This is a genomic window from Enterobacter sp. K16B (assembly GCF_020216105.1).
GTDB classification, from domain to species: Bacteria; Pseudomonadota; Gammaproteobacteria; order Enterobacterales; family Enterobacteriaceae; genus Enterobacter; species Enterobacter sichuanensis.
Genome location: NZ_JAIWJZ010000040.1, coordinates 16622 through 33457, shown reverse-complemented (window position 1 = coordinate 33457; position 16836 = coordinate 16622). Strand labels below are relative to the sequence as shown.

16 protein-coding genes and 1 tRNA gene are annotated in these 16836 nt (G+C 55.7%); 5 read left to right on the top strand and 12 right to left on the bottom strand.

The window, feature by feature from the left end; all coding sequences use genetic code 11:
- Positions 1-118: 118 nt before the first annotated feature.
- Positions 119-2116 carry a bifunctional tRNA (5-methylaminomethyl-2-thiouridine)(34)-methyltransferase MnmD/FAD-dependent 5-carboxymethylaminomethyl-2-thiouridine(34) oxidoreductase MnmC gene (gene mnmC, locus LDK53_RS10390; protein ID WP_225286905.1) on the top strand — a complete coding sequence of 666 codons (1998 nt, stop codon included), beginning with the start codon at positions 119-121 and terminating at the stop codon, positions 2114-2116.
- 62 nt (positions 2117-2178) lie between these two features.
- Here the strand turns inward: mnmC and LDK53_RS10385 are convergent, their stop codons facing one another.
- Genes LDK53_RS10385 through prmB form a run of 6 tightly spaced genes read right to left on the bottom strand, consistent with a single transcriptional unit; the run spans position 2179 to position 6727 of the window.
- Positions 2179-2454 (bottom strand): YfcL family protein, encoded by a 276-nt coding sequence (locus LDK53_RS10385; RefSeq protein ID WP_025757148.1) that lies wholly within the window; start codon positions 2452-2454, stop codon positions 2179-2181.
- Between the two features lie 13 nt (positions 2455-2467).
- On the bottom strand, positions 2468-3013 hold the full coding sequence (locus LDK53_RS10380) for an elongation factor P hydroxylase (protein ID WP_025757147.1): 546 nt from the start codon (positions 3011-3013) through the stop codon (positions 2468-2470).
- Complete coding sequence (locus tag LDK53_RS10375) at positions 3013-3822, bottom strand: sulfite exporter TauE/SafE family protein (RefSeq protein WP_225286903.1); 810 nt, start codon at positions 3820-3822, stop codon at positions 3013-3015. Before LDK53_RS10375 ends, LDK53_RS10380 begins: the two co-directional genes overlap by 1 nt.
- Positions 3822-4646, bottom strand: a complete 825-nt coding sequence (gene mepA / locus LDK53_RS10370; protein ID WP_225286900.1) for a penicillin-insensitive murein endopeptidase — start codon at positions 4644-4646, stop codon at positions 3822-3824. The genes LDK53_RS10375 and mepA overlap by 1 nt, the downstream gene beginning before the upstream one ends.
- A 2-nt stretch (positions 4647-4648) precedes the next feature.
- Positions 4649-5734: a chorismate synthase gene (gene aroC, locus LDK53_RS10365; protein WP_025757144.1), complete on the bottom strand. Its 1086-nt coding sequence runs from the start codon at positions 5732-5734 to the stop codon at positions 4649-4651.
- Positions 5735-5794: 60 nt separating this feature from the next.
- On the bottom strand, positions 5795-6727 hold the full coding sequence (gene prmB / locus LDK53_RS10360) for a 50S ribosomal protein L3 N(5)-glutamine methyltransferase (protein WP_025757143.1): 933 nt from the start codon (positions 6725-6727) through the stop codon (positions 5795-5797).
- A 145-nt stretch (positions 6728-6872) separates the two neighbouring features.
- Here prmB and smrB point away from each other — a divergent pair, with 145 nt between their 5' ends.
- Positions 6873-7424, top strand: a complete 552-nt coding sequence (gene smrB, locus LDK53_RS10355) for an endonuclease SmrB (RefSeq protein ID WP_045285802.1) — start codon at positions 6873-6875, stop codon at positions 7422-7424.
- 49 nt (positions 7425-7473) lie between these two features.
- Here smrB and sixA read toward each other — a convergent pair whose 3' ends face one another.
- From sixA to LDK53_RS10335, 4 genes are all read right to left on the bottom strand, one after another.
- Complete coding sequence (gene sixA / locus LDK53_RS10350) at positions 7474-7959, bottom strand: phosphohistidine phosphatase SixA (protein WP_025757141.1); 486 nt, start codon at positions 7957-7959, stop codon at positions 7474-7476.
- A 209-nt stretch (positions 7960-8168) separates the two neighbouring features.
- A complete protein-coding gene (gene fadJ, locus LDK53_RS10345; RefSeq protein WP_225286889.1) occupies positions 8169-10316 on the bottom strand; it encodes a fatty acid oxidation complex subunit alpha FadJ in 2148 nt (715 codons plus the stop codon).
- The gene (fadI, locus tag LDK53_RS10340; RefSeq protein WP_225286878.1) at positions 10316-11626 is read right to left on the bottom strand and encodes an acetyl-CoA C-acyltransferase FadI; all 1311 of its coding nucleotides are present in this window, start codon (positions 11624-11626) and stop codon (positions 10316-10318) included. The genes fadJ and fadI overlap by 1 nt, the downstream gene beginning before the upstream one ends.
- 246 nt (positions 11627-11872) lie before the next feature.
- A complete protein-coding gene (locus tag LDK53_RS10335) occupies positions 11873-12157 on the bottom strand; it encodes a YfcZ/YiiS family protein (protein ID WP_014832805.1) in 285 nt (94 codons plus the stop codon).
- 372 nt (positions 12158-12529) lie between these two features.
- On the opposite strand from LDK53_RS10335, the gene fadL reads away from it, so the two are divergent.
- The gene (gene fadL / locus LDK53_RS10330; protein WP_032672454.1) at positions 12530-13852 is read left to right on the top strand and encodes a long-chain fatty acid transporter FadL; all 1323 of its coding nucleotides are present in this window, start codon (positions 12530-12532) and stop codon (positions 13850-13852) included.
- Between the two features lie 44 nt (positions 13853-13896).
- On the opposite strand, the gene mlaA is transcribed toward fadL, so the two are convergent.
- Entirely contained in the window at positions 13897-14649 is a 753-nt protein-coding gene (mlaA, locus tag LDK53_RS10325; protein ID WP_025757137.1) for a phospholipid-binding lipoprotein MlaA, read from the bottom strand.
- A 315-nt stretch (positions 14650-14964) separates the two neighbouring features.
- Here mlaA and LDK53_RS10320 point away from each other — a divergent pair, with 315 nt between their 5' ends.
- Both LDK53_RS10320 and LDK53_RS10315 read left to right on the top strand, forming a co-directional pair.
- Complete coding sequence (locus tag LDK53_RS10320; RefSeq protein ID WP_059386327.1) at positions 14965-15894, top strand: formate/nitrite transporter family protein; 930 nt, start codon at positions 14965-14967, stop codon at positions 15892-15894.
- 75 nt (positions 15895-15969) lie between these two features.
- A tRNA-Arg gene (locus LDK53_RS10315) sits at positions 15970-16044 on the top strand.
- Here LDK53_RS10315 and LDK53_RS10310 read toward each other — a convergent pair.
- A complete protein-coding gene (locus LDK53_RS10310) occupies positions 16004-16675 on the bottom strand; it encodes a helix-turn-helix domain-containing protein (protein WP_225286913.1) in 672 nt (223 codons plus the stop codon). The two genes, LDK53_RS10315 and LDK53_RS10310, sit on opposite strands and share 41 nt — an antisense overlap.
- Positions 16676-16836: the final 161 nt, after the last annotated feature.

The following is a 16836-nucleotide window of genomic DNA, read 5'->3' as shown; positions in this document are numbered from 1 at the left end:
GCACAATAGCGTACACTTGTACGCCGAACAAGTCCGATCAGACATTTTCTGCGGAAATTTGCACCGATGGACTCACATCGTTAAGATCGTGCCACTGCCTGTCAGACGAGTAACTTACGTGAAACAAAACGCTATACAACCCGCCAACCTCGAATTCAACGCTGAGGGTACACCTGTTTCCCGAGATTTTGATGACGTCTATTTTTCTAATGATAACGGACTGGAAGAAACCCGTTATGTTTTCCTCGACGGAAACCAGCTCGGCACCCGCTTCCCGGCCCATCCGCGGAGCCTGTTTGTGGTGGCGGAGAGCGGGTTCGGTACCGGGCTGAATTTTTTAACCCTCTGGCAGGCGTTCGATCGGTTTCACGCTGCACATCCTGAGGCTACGCTACAAAGATTACATTTCATCAGTTTTGAAAAATTCCCGCTCACCGCGCACGACCTGCGGCTTGCCCATCAGCGCTGGCCGGAGCTTGCAACCTGGGCAGAGCAGCTTCAGGCGCAGTGGCCGCCCCACATCGGCGGCTGCCATCGCCTGATTCTGGACGGTGGACGCGTCACGCTGGACCTCTGGCTGGGCGACATCAACGATCTGACCGACAAGCTTGATGATTCGATGAATCAGAAAGTGGACGCATGGTTCCTTGACGGTTTTGCTCCCGCCAAAAACCCGGATATGTGGAGCCAGCATCTGTTTAACGCGATGGCGCGACTGGCGCGCCCTGGCGCGACGCTCGCCACCTTCACCTCGGCAGGCTTTGTCCGCCGCGGGTTGCAGGAGGCGGGCTTTACCATGCAGAAGACCAAAGGTTTCGGCCGCAAGCGCGACATGCTGGTCGGCAGAATGGAGCACTCGCTGGATATCCCGGCCAGCGCGCCCTGGTTTGCACGCCGTGCCAGCGCATCCCGTGAGGTTGCCATCATTGGCGGGGGGATTGCCAGTGCCCTGCTCTCGCTCGCGCTTATCCACCGTGGCTGGCTGGTCACGCTCTACTGTGCTGACGACGCGCCTGCAAACGGCGCCTCCGGCAACCGCCAGGGCGCGCTCTATCCGCTTTTAAGCGCGCATGACCCGGCGCTGTTCCAGTTTTTCCCGGCAGCGTTTACCTTCGCCCGTCGCCTGTATGACGCCCTTCCGGTGGCATTCGACCACGACTGGTGCGGCGTCACGCAGCTCGCCTGGGATGAGAAGAGCCAGCAAAAAATCACCCAAATGCTGTCGCTGGGCCTGCCTGACGAGATTGCCCGCCCGGTGAGCGCGCCGCAGGTGGCAGAAAGTGCTGGCGTAGAGACGCACTGCGGCGGCATTCAGTACCCCCTCGGCGGCTGGCTGTGCCCGGCAGAACTGACCACCGCGGTCATTGCCCTGGCGCAGTCACGCGGACTGACAGTGCACTATGCCCACAACGTGGAATCACTCAGCCGGACAGAACAGTGGGATCTGCATTTTGCCGATGGCAACACGGCGCACCATGCCAGCGTCGTTCTCGCCAACGGGCACCACATCAGCCAGTTTATCCAGACAGCGACGTTACCGGTGTATCCGGTCGGCGGTCAGGTGAGCCATATTCCTTCGACGCCTGAGCTGGGCAAACTGCGCCAGGTGCTGTGCTATGACGGCTACCTGACGCCGCAGAATCCGTCTAACGGTCACCACTGTATCGGGGCCAGCTATCATCGCGGCGAAACGGATATGCGCTACAGTGAGGCGGATCAGGCGCAAAACCGTCAGCGCCTGGTTGACTGTTTCCCGGATGCAGCGTGGGCGAAAACGGTTGACGTCAGTGCCGGAGACGCGCGCTGCGGCGTGCGCTGTGCCACCCGCGATCATCTGCCGATGGCGGGAAACGTGCCGGACTACGACGCCACGCTTGCGGTCTATTCGGATCTGGCTGAACATCAGGAAACGGCAGTGACTTCACCGGTCTACCCGGAACTGTTTATGCTGGGCGGGCTGGGTTCGCGCGGGATCTGTTCTGCACCGCTGCTGGCTGAAGTATTAGCCGCGCAAATGAGCGACGAGCCGCTTCCGCTGGACAGGGTTACGCTTGCGGGACTGAATCCGAATCGCTTGTGGGTGCGGAAGCTGCTGAAGGGGAAAATGGTTAAGTAAAGTGCGGCCTGGTGCCCTCACCCTAACCCTCTCCCCAAAGGGGAGAGGGAAGAGAAGGCGGCTTAGCGTTTAGCCTGCTGGAACAGGTTATCCCACATGCCCAGCACCAGAGACTGGTCGCGCGGAGAGAGTTCTCCTGCCTGAATAGCTTTCTCCAGACTACGGGTGACTTCATCATGAACGGCCTCGGCAGAGTGATCGTCCCCGGCCTCCAGCTCAGCAATAGCCAGCGTCAGGTGACCACGCAGATAACCGCTGGCGAACAGCTCATCATCGCTGGCGTGTTCCACCATGTCATCAATTAACGCCAGAATGCGTGATTCAAATTCTGCGATCATCTTCTTTCCTCTGTTAAAGATCTTCCGGCCAAGGGAAGCATTCCGCCGTGATCTCCGGCGTGTGGTAATAATTCTGTAACGCCTTGATTAAGCGTGCCGGACGTTCCGGAATGCCGTTCTCAAGATATGTCATCACCTGCGCGTGTACGCGGCGCTGGAAAACAATACGGTCCGGCTCGAAGTCGCCTTCAAGGTTGTCGCAGCTGACGTTGAACGGGAAACCCGCCGCCACGCAGAACAGCCACTCCAGCGCCTGCGGTTTCACTTCCACATCTTCAAACTGCCCCTGCGTAGCGGCGTCACGTCCGTCCGGGCAGTACCAGTAACCGAAATCCACCAGTTCGCGACGCGCTTTCCCTGCGATGCACCAGTGCGAAATCTCGTGCAGACCGCTGGCGTAGAAGCCGTGCGCGAACACGATACGGTGATACGGAACCTCGGCATCAGCAGGAAGATAGATCGGTTCGTCGTCGCCTTTAATCAGACGGGTATTAAAATCTTCAGCAAAACAGCCATCAAAAATCTCAATCAACTGTTCGTATTTATGCGTACTGTTCATTAGTTCATCCCCAACCAGGTGAGGATCTCCTGTCCATGGCTGTCATAAAGCAGTTTGGCGCTCATTACCGCCGAGACGATAACGATCATCGGGCGAATCAGTTTTTGTCCTTTGCTTAACACCAGACGCGAGCCTGCACGCGCCCCGAGGAACTGCCCTGCCATCATCACAAAGCCGGTTGCCCAGATGACCTTGCCGCCAATGATAAACAGCAGCAGGCCGCCGACGTTCGAGGTGGCGTTGAGCACTTTGGCATGGGCGGTAGATTTGGCGAGGTTAAACCCGGCCAGCGTCACAAACGCCAGCGCGTAAAACGAGCCTGCGCCCGGGCCAAAGAAACCGTCGTAGAACCCCACGCAGCCACCGGCAATCAGGGCAAAGGGCAAACCGTGCAGACGACGCTGACGATCTTCTTCCCCGAGCTTTGGCATCAACAAGAAATAAAGGCCAATGCAGATGACCAGAATCGGCAGGATCTGGCGCAGAATATCGGACTGCACGTGCTGAACCAGCAGCGCGCCCGACGTCGAGCCGATAAAGGTCATCAGAATATTGAGCTTCTGGTCGGCAAGATTGACGACCTTGCGGCGAATAAAATAGAGCGACGCGGAAAGCGAGCCGCCACAGGCCTGGAGCTTGTTGGTCGCCAGCGCCTGCGCCGGACTCATGCCCGCCGCCAGCAGCGCGGGTACGGTTAACAACCCGCCCCCGCCCGCAAGGGCATCAATGAAACCGGCCAGCATAGCCACAAAGAACAGCACCACCAGCAGCAGCGGTGACACCATAAACAGATCGACGAAATTATCCATTAAAGTACATGCTCATCCAGTAGCGCCTGGCAGGAAGGCGGCAACGGAGGCGGTGTCTTCTTCTCAGGCTTAGAGGTTCCAGGTTTTGCCGGTTCAAACCAGCTTTGCAGTTCCGCACCACAGCCATCGCCTGGCGGAGGCAACGGCTGATCTTCACATTCCAGGCTGTTTGCCGGGCAACGCAGACGAACGTGCATGTGCGCGCGATGCTGGAACCACGGGCGCACTTTGCGCAACCAGTCGCGATCGGTTCCCTCATCGAGGCACAGCTGTTGCTTAATAGCCGGGTTGACAAAGATCCGCGTAATGTCGTTATCTTTTGCCGCCAGCTTAATCAGGCTGAAGATATCCGGCGTCCACAGTGAGGGTACAACGCGCTTACCGTCGCTCGACACCAGATCCAGCGCCTGCGGTTTCAGCAACTGGGCTGAACTCCAGCGCGCTTTCGGCAGCTGCAGGAAGATATCGACATCCAGTCCGGTCTGGTGACTGGCGTGTCCACCGTTAAAACGACCGCCGGCAGGCATCCCCATATCGCCAATCAGCATCGTGCCCAGCCCCAGGTTATGCACCTGATTTCCCAGACGCTGGATGAACAGCACCAGGTCCGGATGGCCGAAATAGCGTCGCTGATCGGTACGCATCACCTGGTAGGTATCGGACTGCAGAGGCAACTCCTGTGCACCGACGATACATCCGTTCGAAAAAGCGCCAATAGACTGGGCGCTCCCCGCCACCGGGTGGGTGATTTTTTGCCATGGCGTCGCGGCCAGACTGGCTCCACTGGCCAGCAACGCCAGCAGAGCAATTGCGGTTTTTTTCATGTTTACCAGCGTGGAATGGTGGTCGTCACATCCGCGTTCTGCGCGCGCTGGCGCAGGAAGTGATCCATCAGCACGATCGCCAGCATCGCTTCTGCGATCGGTACCGCGCGGATCCCCACGCACGGATCGTGACGTCCTTTGGTGATCATCTCAACTTCTTCGCCATCGCGGTTAATCGTGTGGCCCGGCACGGTAATGCTGGAGGTTGGCTTCAGCGCGATATTGGCAATAATCTGCTGCCCGCTGCTGATCCCGCCCAGAATGCCGCCCGCGTGGTTGCTCTGGAAGCCCTGTGCAGTAATTTCATCGCGGTTCTGGCTGCCGCGCAGGGAGACCACGTCAAAACCGTCGCCAATCTCAACGCCCTTCACCGCGTTGATGCTCATCAGCGCGTGAGCGATGTCGGCGTCGAGGCGGTCAAATACCGGCTCGCCCCAGCCCGCCGGGACGCCATCGGCCACCACGGTCACTTTCGCGCCAATGGAGTCGCCCTCTTTCTTCAGGCCGCGCATAAGTTCATCCAGCGCTTCAAGCTTGTCGGCGTCAGCACAGAAGAACGGGTTTTGCTCGACCTGATCCCAGTCTTTGATCGCCAGCGGAATGTCGCCCATCTGGGTCAGACAGCCGCGAATAACGATGCCGAATTTCTGCTGCAGGTATTTCTTGGCAATGGCCCCTGCCGCCACGCGCATCGCGGTTTCGCGTGCCGATGAGCGTCCGCCGCCGCGATAGTCGCGAAAGCCGTATTTTTGTTCGTAGGTGTAATCAGCGTGGCCCGGACGGAAGACGTCTTTGATGGCGCCGTAGTCCTGGGAACGCTGATCGGTGTTTTCGATCAGCAGACCAATGCTGGTGCCGGTGGTGCGGCCTTCAAAAACGCCGGAGAGAATTTTGACCTGGTCCGGCTCGCGACGCTGCGTGGTGTAGCGAGAGGTGCCCGGACGACGACGGTCAAGGTCGTGCTGTAAATCTGCTTCGGTCAGTTCTATACCTGGCGGCACGCCATCAACGATACAGCCCAGTGCCAGCCCGTGCGACTCACCAAACGTGGTCACCCGGAATACCTGTCCAATACTGTTTCCTGCCATCACGGCTCCGATGTTGTTGTTTGTGTTTGAGCGTTGTGAAACGGGCCGAAGCCCGCTGGATTAATCTTTATAGATGCTGAAGTGTTCGCGCGCGTCGAGCAGTTGCGCTTTGGTCAGCATAAAGACGCCGTCACCGCCGTTGTCGAACTCAAGCCAGGTGAACGGCACATCCGGATACTGCTCTATCAGATGTACCATGCTGTTGCCCACTTCACAAATCAGAACGCCGTCGTCGGTGAGATAATCCGGCGCGCAGGCCAGAATGCGACGGGTCAGCTTCAGGCCGTCAGAGCCTGACGCCAGGCCCAGCTCCGGCTCGTGACGATATTCACTCGGCAGATCGGACATATCTTCCGCATCAACGTACGGCGGGTTGGTGACGATCAGATCGTACTGCAGCGTCGGCAGGTCGCGGAACAGGTCAGAGCGAATTGGCGTAACGTGATGGATCAGGCCGTGCTCTTCAATGTTGTGCTCGGTCACGGCCAGCGCGTCGGTGGAGATATCGACGGCGTCCACTTCCGCTTCCGGGAAGGCGTAAGCGCAGGCAATGGCAATACAGCCGCTGCCGGTACACATATCCAGAATGTGCTGCGGCTGATGGCCGATCAGGCCTTCAAAGTGGTTGTTGATCAGCTCGCCAATCGGCGAGCGCGGCACCAGCACGCGTTCATCGACATAGAACTCGTGGCCGCAGAACCAGGCTTTGTTAGTCAGGTAGGCGACCGGAATACGCTCGTTCACGCGGCGGATCACGCGCTCAACGATACGGTGTTTTTCGCTGGAGGTCAGACGCGCGGTGCGCATGTCTTCCGGAATATCCAGCGGCAGGTAGAGGGATGGCAGTACCAGCTGCACGGCCTCATCCCACGGGTTATCGGTACCGTGACCGTACCAGATATTGGCAGCGCTGAAGCGGCTAACCGACCAGCGCAACATGTCCTGTATGGTATGCAGCTCGTTTACTGCTTCATCGACAAATATTTTATCCACTCTTTCCTCCAGGGCATGCTCGCATAATTTTCGGCGGCTAGTTTGCCATGAAGACGGCGATAAATCAGCAATGACGCGTCGCGCTTGAGGTTAAAAAATGCGTTTAGTCGGGTACACTATTGGAAATACGAGATGAGAATGACGAATGAAAAAGAAAACATCGCTCAGCGAGGAGGATCAGGCGCTCTTCCGCCAGCTGATGACCGGAACGCGCCAAATCAAGCAGGACACCCTCGTCCACCGTCCGATGCGCAAGAAAATCTCCGAGGTGCCGGTCAAAAGACTGTTGCAGGAGCAGGCCGATAACAGCCACTATTTTTCAGATGAATTTCAGCCTCTGCTCAACACGCAAGGGGCTGTGAAGTATGTACGTGAAGACGTCAGCCATTTTGAGCTGAAAAAATTACGCCGTGGGGATTATTCGCCTGAGCTGTTTCTCGATCTGCACGGATTAACGCAGATGCAGGCCAAACAAGAGTTGGGCGCACTGATCGCAGCCTGTCGCCGCGAACATGTGTTTTGCGCCTGCGTGATGCATGGCCACGGTAAACATATTCTGAAGCAACAGACACCGCTGTGGTTGGCTCAGCATCCACACGTGATGGCATTTCATCAGGCACCCAAAGAGTACGGCGGTGATGCCGCATTACTGGTGTTGATTGAAGTGGAAGAGTGGCAACCGCCAGAATTACCCTGACAGGACGGCGGGAGGCAGAGTTTGCGCCCCCGCGTTATCGCACGTCACGTCAGATGGCTTTTGCCATCTTCAGGTTGCACGGACTCATTTGCCAGTTGAAGACACCTTTACCCGTTTCGTCGAGAGAAACATTGGCAATGGCAGATGTCGTGAACATCGGCGGGGTTTCGCCCGGGCACAGTTCAGATACCAGATAGCCAACCAGTGGCAGGTGGGAAATGACCAGCGCGGAGGCGACACCTTCATTGCACAGCGCCTGAAGATAAGCGCTGACAAGGCCGACATCGCCACATGGGGTGAGTTCAGGGAGAACATCCACACTGGCTGGCAGGTTCATACACTCCCCCACCACTTCCAGCGTCTGTTCTGCACGCAGGAACGGACTCACCAGAACGCGTTCGATGTCCACTTTTTGACCTTTAAGCCAGGTCGCCATCAGACGAGATTCGTCGCAGCCACAGACGGTCAAAGGACGTACTGAGTCACTGGCGGCATCGAGTGCCGCGTCGCCGTGACGCATGATAAAAACTTGCATATTGCACCGCTTTTGTTAACCAGAATCACCGGCGTTAACTACCCGCGATAAATGCTGAGAGGTAGAAAACCCGATGGCCGGGCATTGTGCCTGATCCATTCGGTGAATGAAACGCTGTTTTTTACCTCAATGGCGTAAGTATAGTCAATCTCTGTTTACAAAATCGCCAGAACAGGTTCATTCACTTCAGGATTTACCCTTCTTTGACCTCAGTTTAGGAGGTCAGTTTCCCTTGCGGGCCAAAATGTCTGGCCCCGCTCCGCCATCTGCAATAATTCGTCACACGGTGTAAACCGGGGGCCATATTGCGAAGCCAGACGTTGCAGGATTGCAACCACTTCACCCGCGCCGAGCGTATCCATGTAACGGAACGGGCCGCCAAGAAACGGCGGGAAACCTATGCCAAATACCGCGCCGATGTCGCCATCGCGCGCGCTCTTGATCACCTGCTCACCGAAGCAGCGCGCCGCTTCATTGAGCATCATCATCACGCAGCGTTCAGCACACTGAATGGCGGACAATTTTCCCTGACCGGTGGTCGAAATAAGCCCATAAACCGAAGGGTCGACCTGTTTTCTGCTTTTACGCCCTTTCGCGCCGTAAAGATAGAAACCGCGTTCATTTTTTCTGCCTTTGCGATCGTCCTTCAAAATTGCAGAAACAATGTTTGCAGGTGGGCTAAAACGATCTCCATAGGCTGCTTCCAGCACAGGTATAATTTTAGTGCCGGTGTCTATTCCCACCTCATCCAAAAGTTGGATTGGGCCAACGGGGAAACCAAACTTCACCAGCGCCTCGTCGACATGCTCGATTTTCTCGCCTTCCGTCAGCAGCCGCATCGCTTCATTAATATAGGGTGCCAGAATGCGGTTGACGTAAAAACCGGCTTTGTCCGCGACGACGATCGGCGTCTTACCCTGCATTTTGGCCAGTTTCACGACGGTGGCGATGGTTTGCGGGCTGGTTGCGGCATGCGGGATCACCTCTACCAGCGGCATTTTTTCTACCGGGCTGAAAAAGTGCAGGCCTATCACCTGCTCCGGACGCCCGGCCTTTGCCGCAATATCGCCAATCGGTAAAGACGACGTATTTGAGGCAAAAATGGTATGCGGCGCGCAATATTGCTCAACGTCAGCGACCATTTGCTGCTTAAGCGCCAGGTCTTCAAACACGGCTTCAATCAAGACATCGCGGTGGGCAAAACCGCGGTAATCCGTCGTGCCGGAGATCAACGCCAGGGTTTTATCACGCTCGCTGGCTCTGATATGGCGACGTTTTACCTTTTGATCAAGGTTCTGCCAGCTGTACTGCAGCGCGTGGTTGATCCCTTTCGCTGAGATGTCTTTGATCCTTACAGGCAATTTGCCTTTGCTTGCGGTAACAAAAGAGATACCGCCGCCCATAAGGCCGCCGCCCAGTACGCCAATGGCATGCAGCGGCGCGGGCTGCGCCTCGCTGCCGGGATCTTTTTTCACGTCGGTGCTGGCGAAAAAGATGCTGCGCAATGCCTGTGACTGTGGCGTCATCGCCAGTTCGCCAAAGGCTTTGGCCTCAGCGGCATAGCCGCTACTGGTTCCCTGGGACAGCCCGGTTTCAATAACCTCCAGGATCCGCTTTGCCGCCGGATAGTTGCCTTTGGTTTTCTGTTCGGTCTTTTTGCCCACCATCCTGAACAGCAGCGTTCTCCCCAGTGGCCCGGCGAGCACGCGCTCGCGTACCGGCAGAGGACGTTTTGCCTGACGCCCTTTCAGCGCAAGCTCAACGGCGGCCTCCAGCAAAATGGCGTGCGGCACGACGTCATCCACCAGACCGGCTTTTAGCGCCTGGCGAGCACGTAACTGCTTACCGGTTAAGATCATCTCCAGCGCCGTGCTGACGCCCACCAGGCGCGGCAGACGCTGCGTTCCGCCAGAGCCAGGCAGCAGGCCAAGCTGCACTTCAGGAAGGCCTAAAACGGTTTTCGCATCGTCGGTACAGATGCGGCTATGGCAGGCCAGCGCCAGCTCCAGCCCACCGCCCAGACACGCCCCGTGGATCGCAGCAATAACCGGGATTGGCAGGCTGTTGATTTCCGCCATTACCTGCTGGCCCTGACGCGCCAGCTCTTCAGCATCCAGCGCGCTTTGCGCACGGGCGATCATGTTAATGTCGGCCCCGGCAATAAAGTTATCCGGCTTAGCAGAGATAAATACCAGACCGCGAATGGCCTTGTTTTCGCGGATCTGCTTTAGCATCGCGCGCACCTGAGCGCCAAACTCGGCCTTCAGGGTATTCATCTTTTCATCAGGGACATCGATGGTTATCACTGCGACGTTATCGAGGCGAACCGTCAGGTTAAATGCAGATGTCATTTCCATTATTCAGCCTCCAGAACCATTGCTGCACCCAGCCCGCCCGCCGCACAGGCGGTGACGAGACCAAAACCGCCGCCACGACGGCGTAACTCATGAAGTGTTTGGGTGATCATCCTCGCCCCGGTCGCCGCAAACGGATGACCGTAGGCAATGGAGCCCCCCAGCACGTTGAATTTACTCTGGTCCACTTCACCGGTGGCGTGCGCGCGGCCCAGCACGTCGCGCGCAAAACGCTCGCTTGCCAGCAGCTGTACGTTAGCCAGGGTTTGCGCGGCAAACGCTTCATGCATATCAATCAGGGTTAAATCCGCCAGCGTCAGCCCCGCGCGATCCAGCGCCAGAGGCGTGGACCATGCCGGGCCCAGCAGCATGTCCTGCCAGACATCAATGGCGGTGAAAGCATAGCTGCGTAAATAGCCCAGAGGCGTGATCCCAAGCTCTTTCGCGCGGGATTCGGTCATCAGGATCACGGCCGCGGCGCCGTCCGTCAGTGGCGTACTGTTAGCCGCCGTTACCGTACCGTGTTTACGGTCAAACGCTGGGCGCAGTTTTGCGTAATCCGCCAGCGTCGAGGTGCCGCGAATATTGTTATCTTCCGCGAGCGGTTCACGGAAAGGAGGAATATAGGCGGTCATGACCTCGTCGGTGAGTTTCCCTTCCGACCAGGCTTTTGCCGCAAACTGATGTGAACGATGCGCCAGGGCATCCTGCTGTTCGCGGGTAATGCCGTACGTTTTGGCCATCTGCTCGGCGGTATCGCCCATGCGCAGGCCGGTGGAGTATTCCGCGACGGCAGGTGGCACAGGCAGGAGATCGCGCAGGCGTAAACGCGAGAAAAGTTTCAGTTTCTGCCCGGTCGTGCGGGCTTTGTTGGCATCCACCAGGATGCGCGCCAGCTTTTTGCTGACCCCAATCGGCAGTACCGAAGAGGAGTCCGCCCCACCTGCAATCCCGGCGCGAATAGTGCCCGCCATCAGGCTTTCTGCGACGTTAGCCACGGCCTGGAAACTGGTTGCACAGGCGCGGCTGACGCTGTAGGCATCGGTATGAACGTTCATCCCGGTCCCGAGAACAATTTCTCGTGCAATATTGGGGGCTTCCGGCATCTGCACCACCTGGCCGAAAACCAGTTGTTCGATGACCTCAGGCGGAATTTCGCTGCGAGCCAGCATCTCCCCCACTACCATTTTCCCCAGGTCAACAGCCGGTATGCCGTGAAACGCCGTAGCCTGACGAGCAAATGGCGTGCGCAACCCACTGACGATGGCAATACGGTCGCCCTGACGGGTAATAAGCGGTAATGCCTGACTCATAACACTCCCCTGTAAAAAATTTTCGCAAACGTTAAGTGGTCTGACCTGATAATAGTCTTAACCATTTTTTTACATTCAGCCAATCGGGGAAACGAAAAAGTGCGAGCTAAGACACAGAGAAAAAAAAGAAAAATGCCCCTGCATGGCAGGGGCATTTGTGCAATGTGTTGCCGGATGGTGGCGTTGCCTTACCCGGCCTACAAAATCGAGGCCCGTGCAAGCGAAGCGCCGCCGGGCAAAAAGAAATTAACGCAGGCCTAACTGGAAAATCAGCGTTTCGGCTTCGCAGGCGAAGACAAAATCGATATCCAGCTTCACGCCGCCGTCTACTTCAGTGAAGGTCGACTTGATTTCGCACGGATCGGATTCGACGTCACGGGCACGCTTGCTCAGCGCGGCCAGAGTCTCTTCCGCTTCGGCACGGTTGGTGAATACACGGCTGTAAGAGGCGGTGCAATCGGAGTTGTCCATGATGGTGCCAACATCCATACAGCAGCAAACCGGGGTTTCATCAGCACTGCATTTACTCATAGCTCAATTTCCTCTGTATTCGCGCAGCGCGCGAGATAAACACGATGCTGATATTTTACGCCCCGGCGCGGGCGCTCTCCAGCCGTTAATGGCGTAAAAGCGGATAAGTGACCAATATCACACTAAAAAATGATCTAAAACAAAAACCACCCTTTTGGGTGAGTTGTGATGGTCACAATTTTGCCAACCAGATCTCGTTTCGTGAAACATGTTTGAAAATATTAATAAACAAACTTGCAACATTCATGCTGGTCGGACCTATACTCACGCCACTGGTCTGATTTGTCTGTCATACCTCAGACCCTACACTTCGCGCTCCTGTTACGGTATGTAACAATTATTGAATAAAAATAACTCAATGAGGTTATGGTCATGAGCCAGAAAACCCTGTTCAACAAAACTGCGCTGGCAGTCGCAGTGGCAATCGTCTCTACTTCCGCCTGGTCAGCGGGCTTTCAGTTAAACGAATTTTCTTCCTCTGGCCTTGGCCGCGCGTATTCAGGGGAAGGTGCTATTGCTGATGATGCGGGCAACGCGAGTCGTAACCCCGCATTGATCATGATGTTTGATCGTCCAACCTTCTCCGCCGGGGCGATTTTCGTTGACCCGGGCGTTGATATTACAGGCCGTTCTCCTACCGGTGCCAGCCTGAATTCAGATAACATCGCGCCAACGGCGTGGGTGCCAAACCTGCATTTCGTGGCGCCTATAAATGACCAGTTTGGCTGGGGTGCCTCCGTGACCTCTAACTACGGTTTGGCGACCGAGTTTGGTGATAACTACGCAGCAGGTGCCTACGGTGGTAAAACTGACCTTGAAACCCTGAACCTGAACCTGAGTGGCGCTTACCGTCTGGACAGCCACTGGAGCTTCGGCGTGGGCTTTGATGCGGTGTACGCCAAAGCGAAAATCGAGCGCTATGCGGGTGATCTGGGCAAAATCGTCGCGGGTTCAGGCGCACTGCCGCCACCACTGGCGCAGCAAGTGGCGGGCATTCCGGCAGACACCCAGATTGCTTATCTGAAGGGTGACGAATGGGGCTTCGGCTGGAACGCCGGTATCCTGTACGAACTCGATAAGAACAACCGTTACGGATTTACCTACCGTTCCGAAGTAAAAATCGACTTTGATGGCGATTACAAGAGCAGCCTGCCTTCCGCCTATAACCAGATTCTCGGCAACTTCGGCCTGCCGTTGGGTACCAACGGCAGTACCACGGGTGGTTCTCTGAGCCTGCACCTGCCGGAAATGTGGGAGCTGTCCGGTTATAACCGCGTGGCACCGCAGTGGGCGATCCACTATAGCCTGACCTACACCAGCTGGAGCCAGTTCCAGGAGCTGAAGGCGACCAACAGCAAGGGCGACACGCTCTTCTATAAAGATGAAAGCTTCCGCGACGCTTACCGCATCGCGCTGGGGACCACCTACTATATGGATGATAACTGGACGTTCCGTACCGGTATTGCCTTCGATGACAGCCCGGTTCCTGCCGACAAACGCTCCATCTCTATTCCGGATCAGGACCGTTTCTGGCTGAGCGCAGGTGCGACCTATGCCTTCAATAAGGATGCCTCAATTGACGCCGGTATCTCTTATATGCACGGTCAAAAAGTTTCCTTCAAAGAAGGTCCGTATGAGTTCTCTTCCGAAGGTAAAGCCTGGCTGTATGGTATGAACTTCAACTACGCGTTCTAATCGCGCAGGAATTGAAAAAGGTGAGCATCGCTCACCTTTTTTATTTACTCCGAATCGATATCTTTTAGTTCGTTCTCGATCGCCTTCGCGTTTGGATTCTCTTCCGGTTTCAGCTTACCGCCGTTTGCAATAAAGTCATGATTCTGGAAGTACGCTTCACGCACCATGATGTACGGGTCAGAAGACTGACGCAGCAGACCGTCGGAGTCGAGCAGTTGTGCGCGGGTTTCAATCCCTTCCACCGTCCATTTACCCACCGACAGCGGCCAGGTCAGCCACGACAGGACCGGATACAGCGTATCCACCATATCGCCGCCATCATCACGGAGAGTAAAGCTGCCGTAGAACGGTAATTGCACGTAGGGACCATACCCGACGCCATAATGTCCCAGCGTGCTGCCGAAACGGTGCGGCTGTTCACGCTGCAGTTTCGGGTTAGCCATGCCGGCAACATCGATAAAGCCCCCCATCCCCAATATGGAGTTCAGGAAGAAGCGGGTAAAGTGGACCATCCCCTGATACGGGTCACCCTGCAGGAAGTAGTTCACCATGACCGCAGGTTCTTCGAGGTTGCTGGTAAAGTTACTTAACCCATTACGCGCAGGTTGTGGAACATAATCACGCCATGCTACAGCTACCGGACGAACCACATACGGGTCCAGCACGTTGTAGTTGAAGTTATACATTGAACGGTTAAATCCTTCGAGAGGATCGGAGCGTCCCGTTTGCTCCCCGGAGCTGGCGCAGCCCACAAGCATCGTCGCGCCCAGCGCAAGCGCCGACAGCCGAAGTTTCATAAATATCTCCCTGTTCAGTATGGCTATCATTGATTGCCATCCGTAACGGAGCCGTTGACGCTCCGTCTGTAAACGTGCAAGCGATTGTAACAGCACGTTTACCGATGTCTATGAGCACAATTACGGGCAGTAACCACCGTGACTCTGATCTCAGCATAGCCTAGCTTTTGGAATTCGTTTCGCTGGCAATTTTATAATGTCTTTGAAAGAGATGTATCACCTTTGTTGTCATTGCCACCAATTTAAGACCATCCCCACAGGCATCCGGATAAAAGCCGCTACGCTTTAAAGAAAGATCAACCTCCGGGAGCAGATATGAAAGAAGTGGGTGAAGAAAAAATTGGCGAGAGTAATGAGGAGATTGAAATTGAAAGCGAGGAGAAAGCGCGCGGCGAGAAGATAGAAATTGATGAGGATCGCCTCCCTTCCCGCGCGATGGCCATCCACGAACATATACGCCAGGATGGCGAAAAAGAGATGGAGCGCGATGCTATGGCCCTCTTCTGGTCGGCTATCGCTGCGGGTCTGTCAATGGGGGCGTCCCTGCTCGCAAAAGGGATATTTCATGTTCAGCTGGAAGGTGTGCCCGGAGGCTTTTTACTGGAGAACCTCGGCTATACCTTTGGTTTTATTATCGTCATTATGGCTCGCCAGCAGCTGTTTACCGAAAACACTGTCACCGCCGTTCTGCCGGTGATGCAAAACCCTACCCTCGGCAATTTCGGTCTGTTAATGCGTCTGTGGAGCGTGGTGCTGCTGGGCAACATCATCGGTACCGGCATCGCGGCCTGGGCGTTTGAATATATGCCCATTTTTGATGAACCCACCCGGGACGCATTTGTGAAAATCGGCATGGACGTGATGAAAAACACGCCCGTCGAAATGTTCTCTAACGCCATCATCTCCGGCTGGATTATCGCCACGATGGTCTGGATGTTTCCTTCTGCCGGTAGCGCAAAAATTGTGGTGATCATCCTGATGACCTGGCTGATCGCGCTGGCCGACACCACGCACATTGTGGTCGGTACCGTGGAGATCCTCTATCTGGTCTTTAACGGTACGCTGCACTGGAGCGATTTTTTCTGGCCGTTCGCCCTGCCGACGCTGGCGGGAAATATCTGCGGCGGGACGTTTATCTTCGCACTGTTAAGCCATGCTCAAATCCGTAACGACATGTCTAACAAACGCAAAGCTGAGCGTAAGGCGCGGGAAAATGATGATAAATCGACAAAAAAATTGACCTGAATGGTGACTCTTTGAGCAGTCAGGCGGCGATGCGCTTAACGCAAAGTGTAAATAACGCTATACTCGTGCCGCCTCGTCCCCTTAGTTAAATGGATATAACGAGCCCCTCCTAAGGGCTAGTTGCAGGTTCGATTCCTGCAGGGGACGCCATCTTTTCCGCACAACGATAAACCGGCACGCGCCGTGTCGTTCCGGTCAGATTGTCAAATACCTCTGTTTCAGCCGTTGCAATCCTCATCCCCGACTTTCTCAGACGCGACACCTCGGCGGCAATCCTCTGGATGCCAAACCAGAAAAGCGCATCCAGGGCGGTCACGTCCAGCCCGCTCAACAGCGCCCGCTTCAGACGTTCGACGGGAGACTTAATCTCTTTCGCAATAAGTAAAAAAGGTTCCGCGGTCTGCCGGGCCGACCCCAGTCGCCGGATACGGGTAGACAGACGGTACTGAAAACTTTCCGGAACGTCGCTCAGATCGGTTTTCACGCTCCAGACACAGCCGAAGCGTTTTCCATTAAACAGGACATTTTTCTGGCTGAGCTGGAGCTCATGACGCAGTCCAGCAATTAACTGGGGCGTGCGAACAAGCAGCAAGCGGAATGGCAGCTCAAAGCTGGTCACGTAATCGACATTGAGCAAAGCAATACGCAAGCGCTCCTCTGCCCCGGCTTTACTCTCCCTGCACTCGCGCAAAACATCCCTCCACTGCTCTGTAAGGCGAGGGGATTCATTTACTTCCGTAAAACTGTACTTTTCAATCTGATAATCGATCCGCTCAGTCACCCGGTTATTCCTGTCAGTTACGTTGTCGTCCTAAAACAGACTTTACCAGCCTCCATTGTTACGCTCCAGAGCTGACGCAAGACAATGTTGAGAACGATAAAAACTGCAAAATCAAGCACCTTTCACACTGCCGCTTTTTTAATCAAAAACGAGTAATAGCA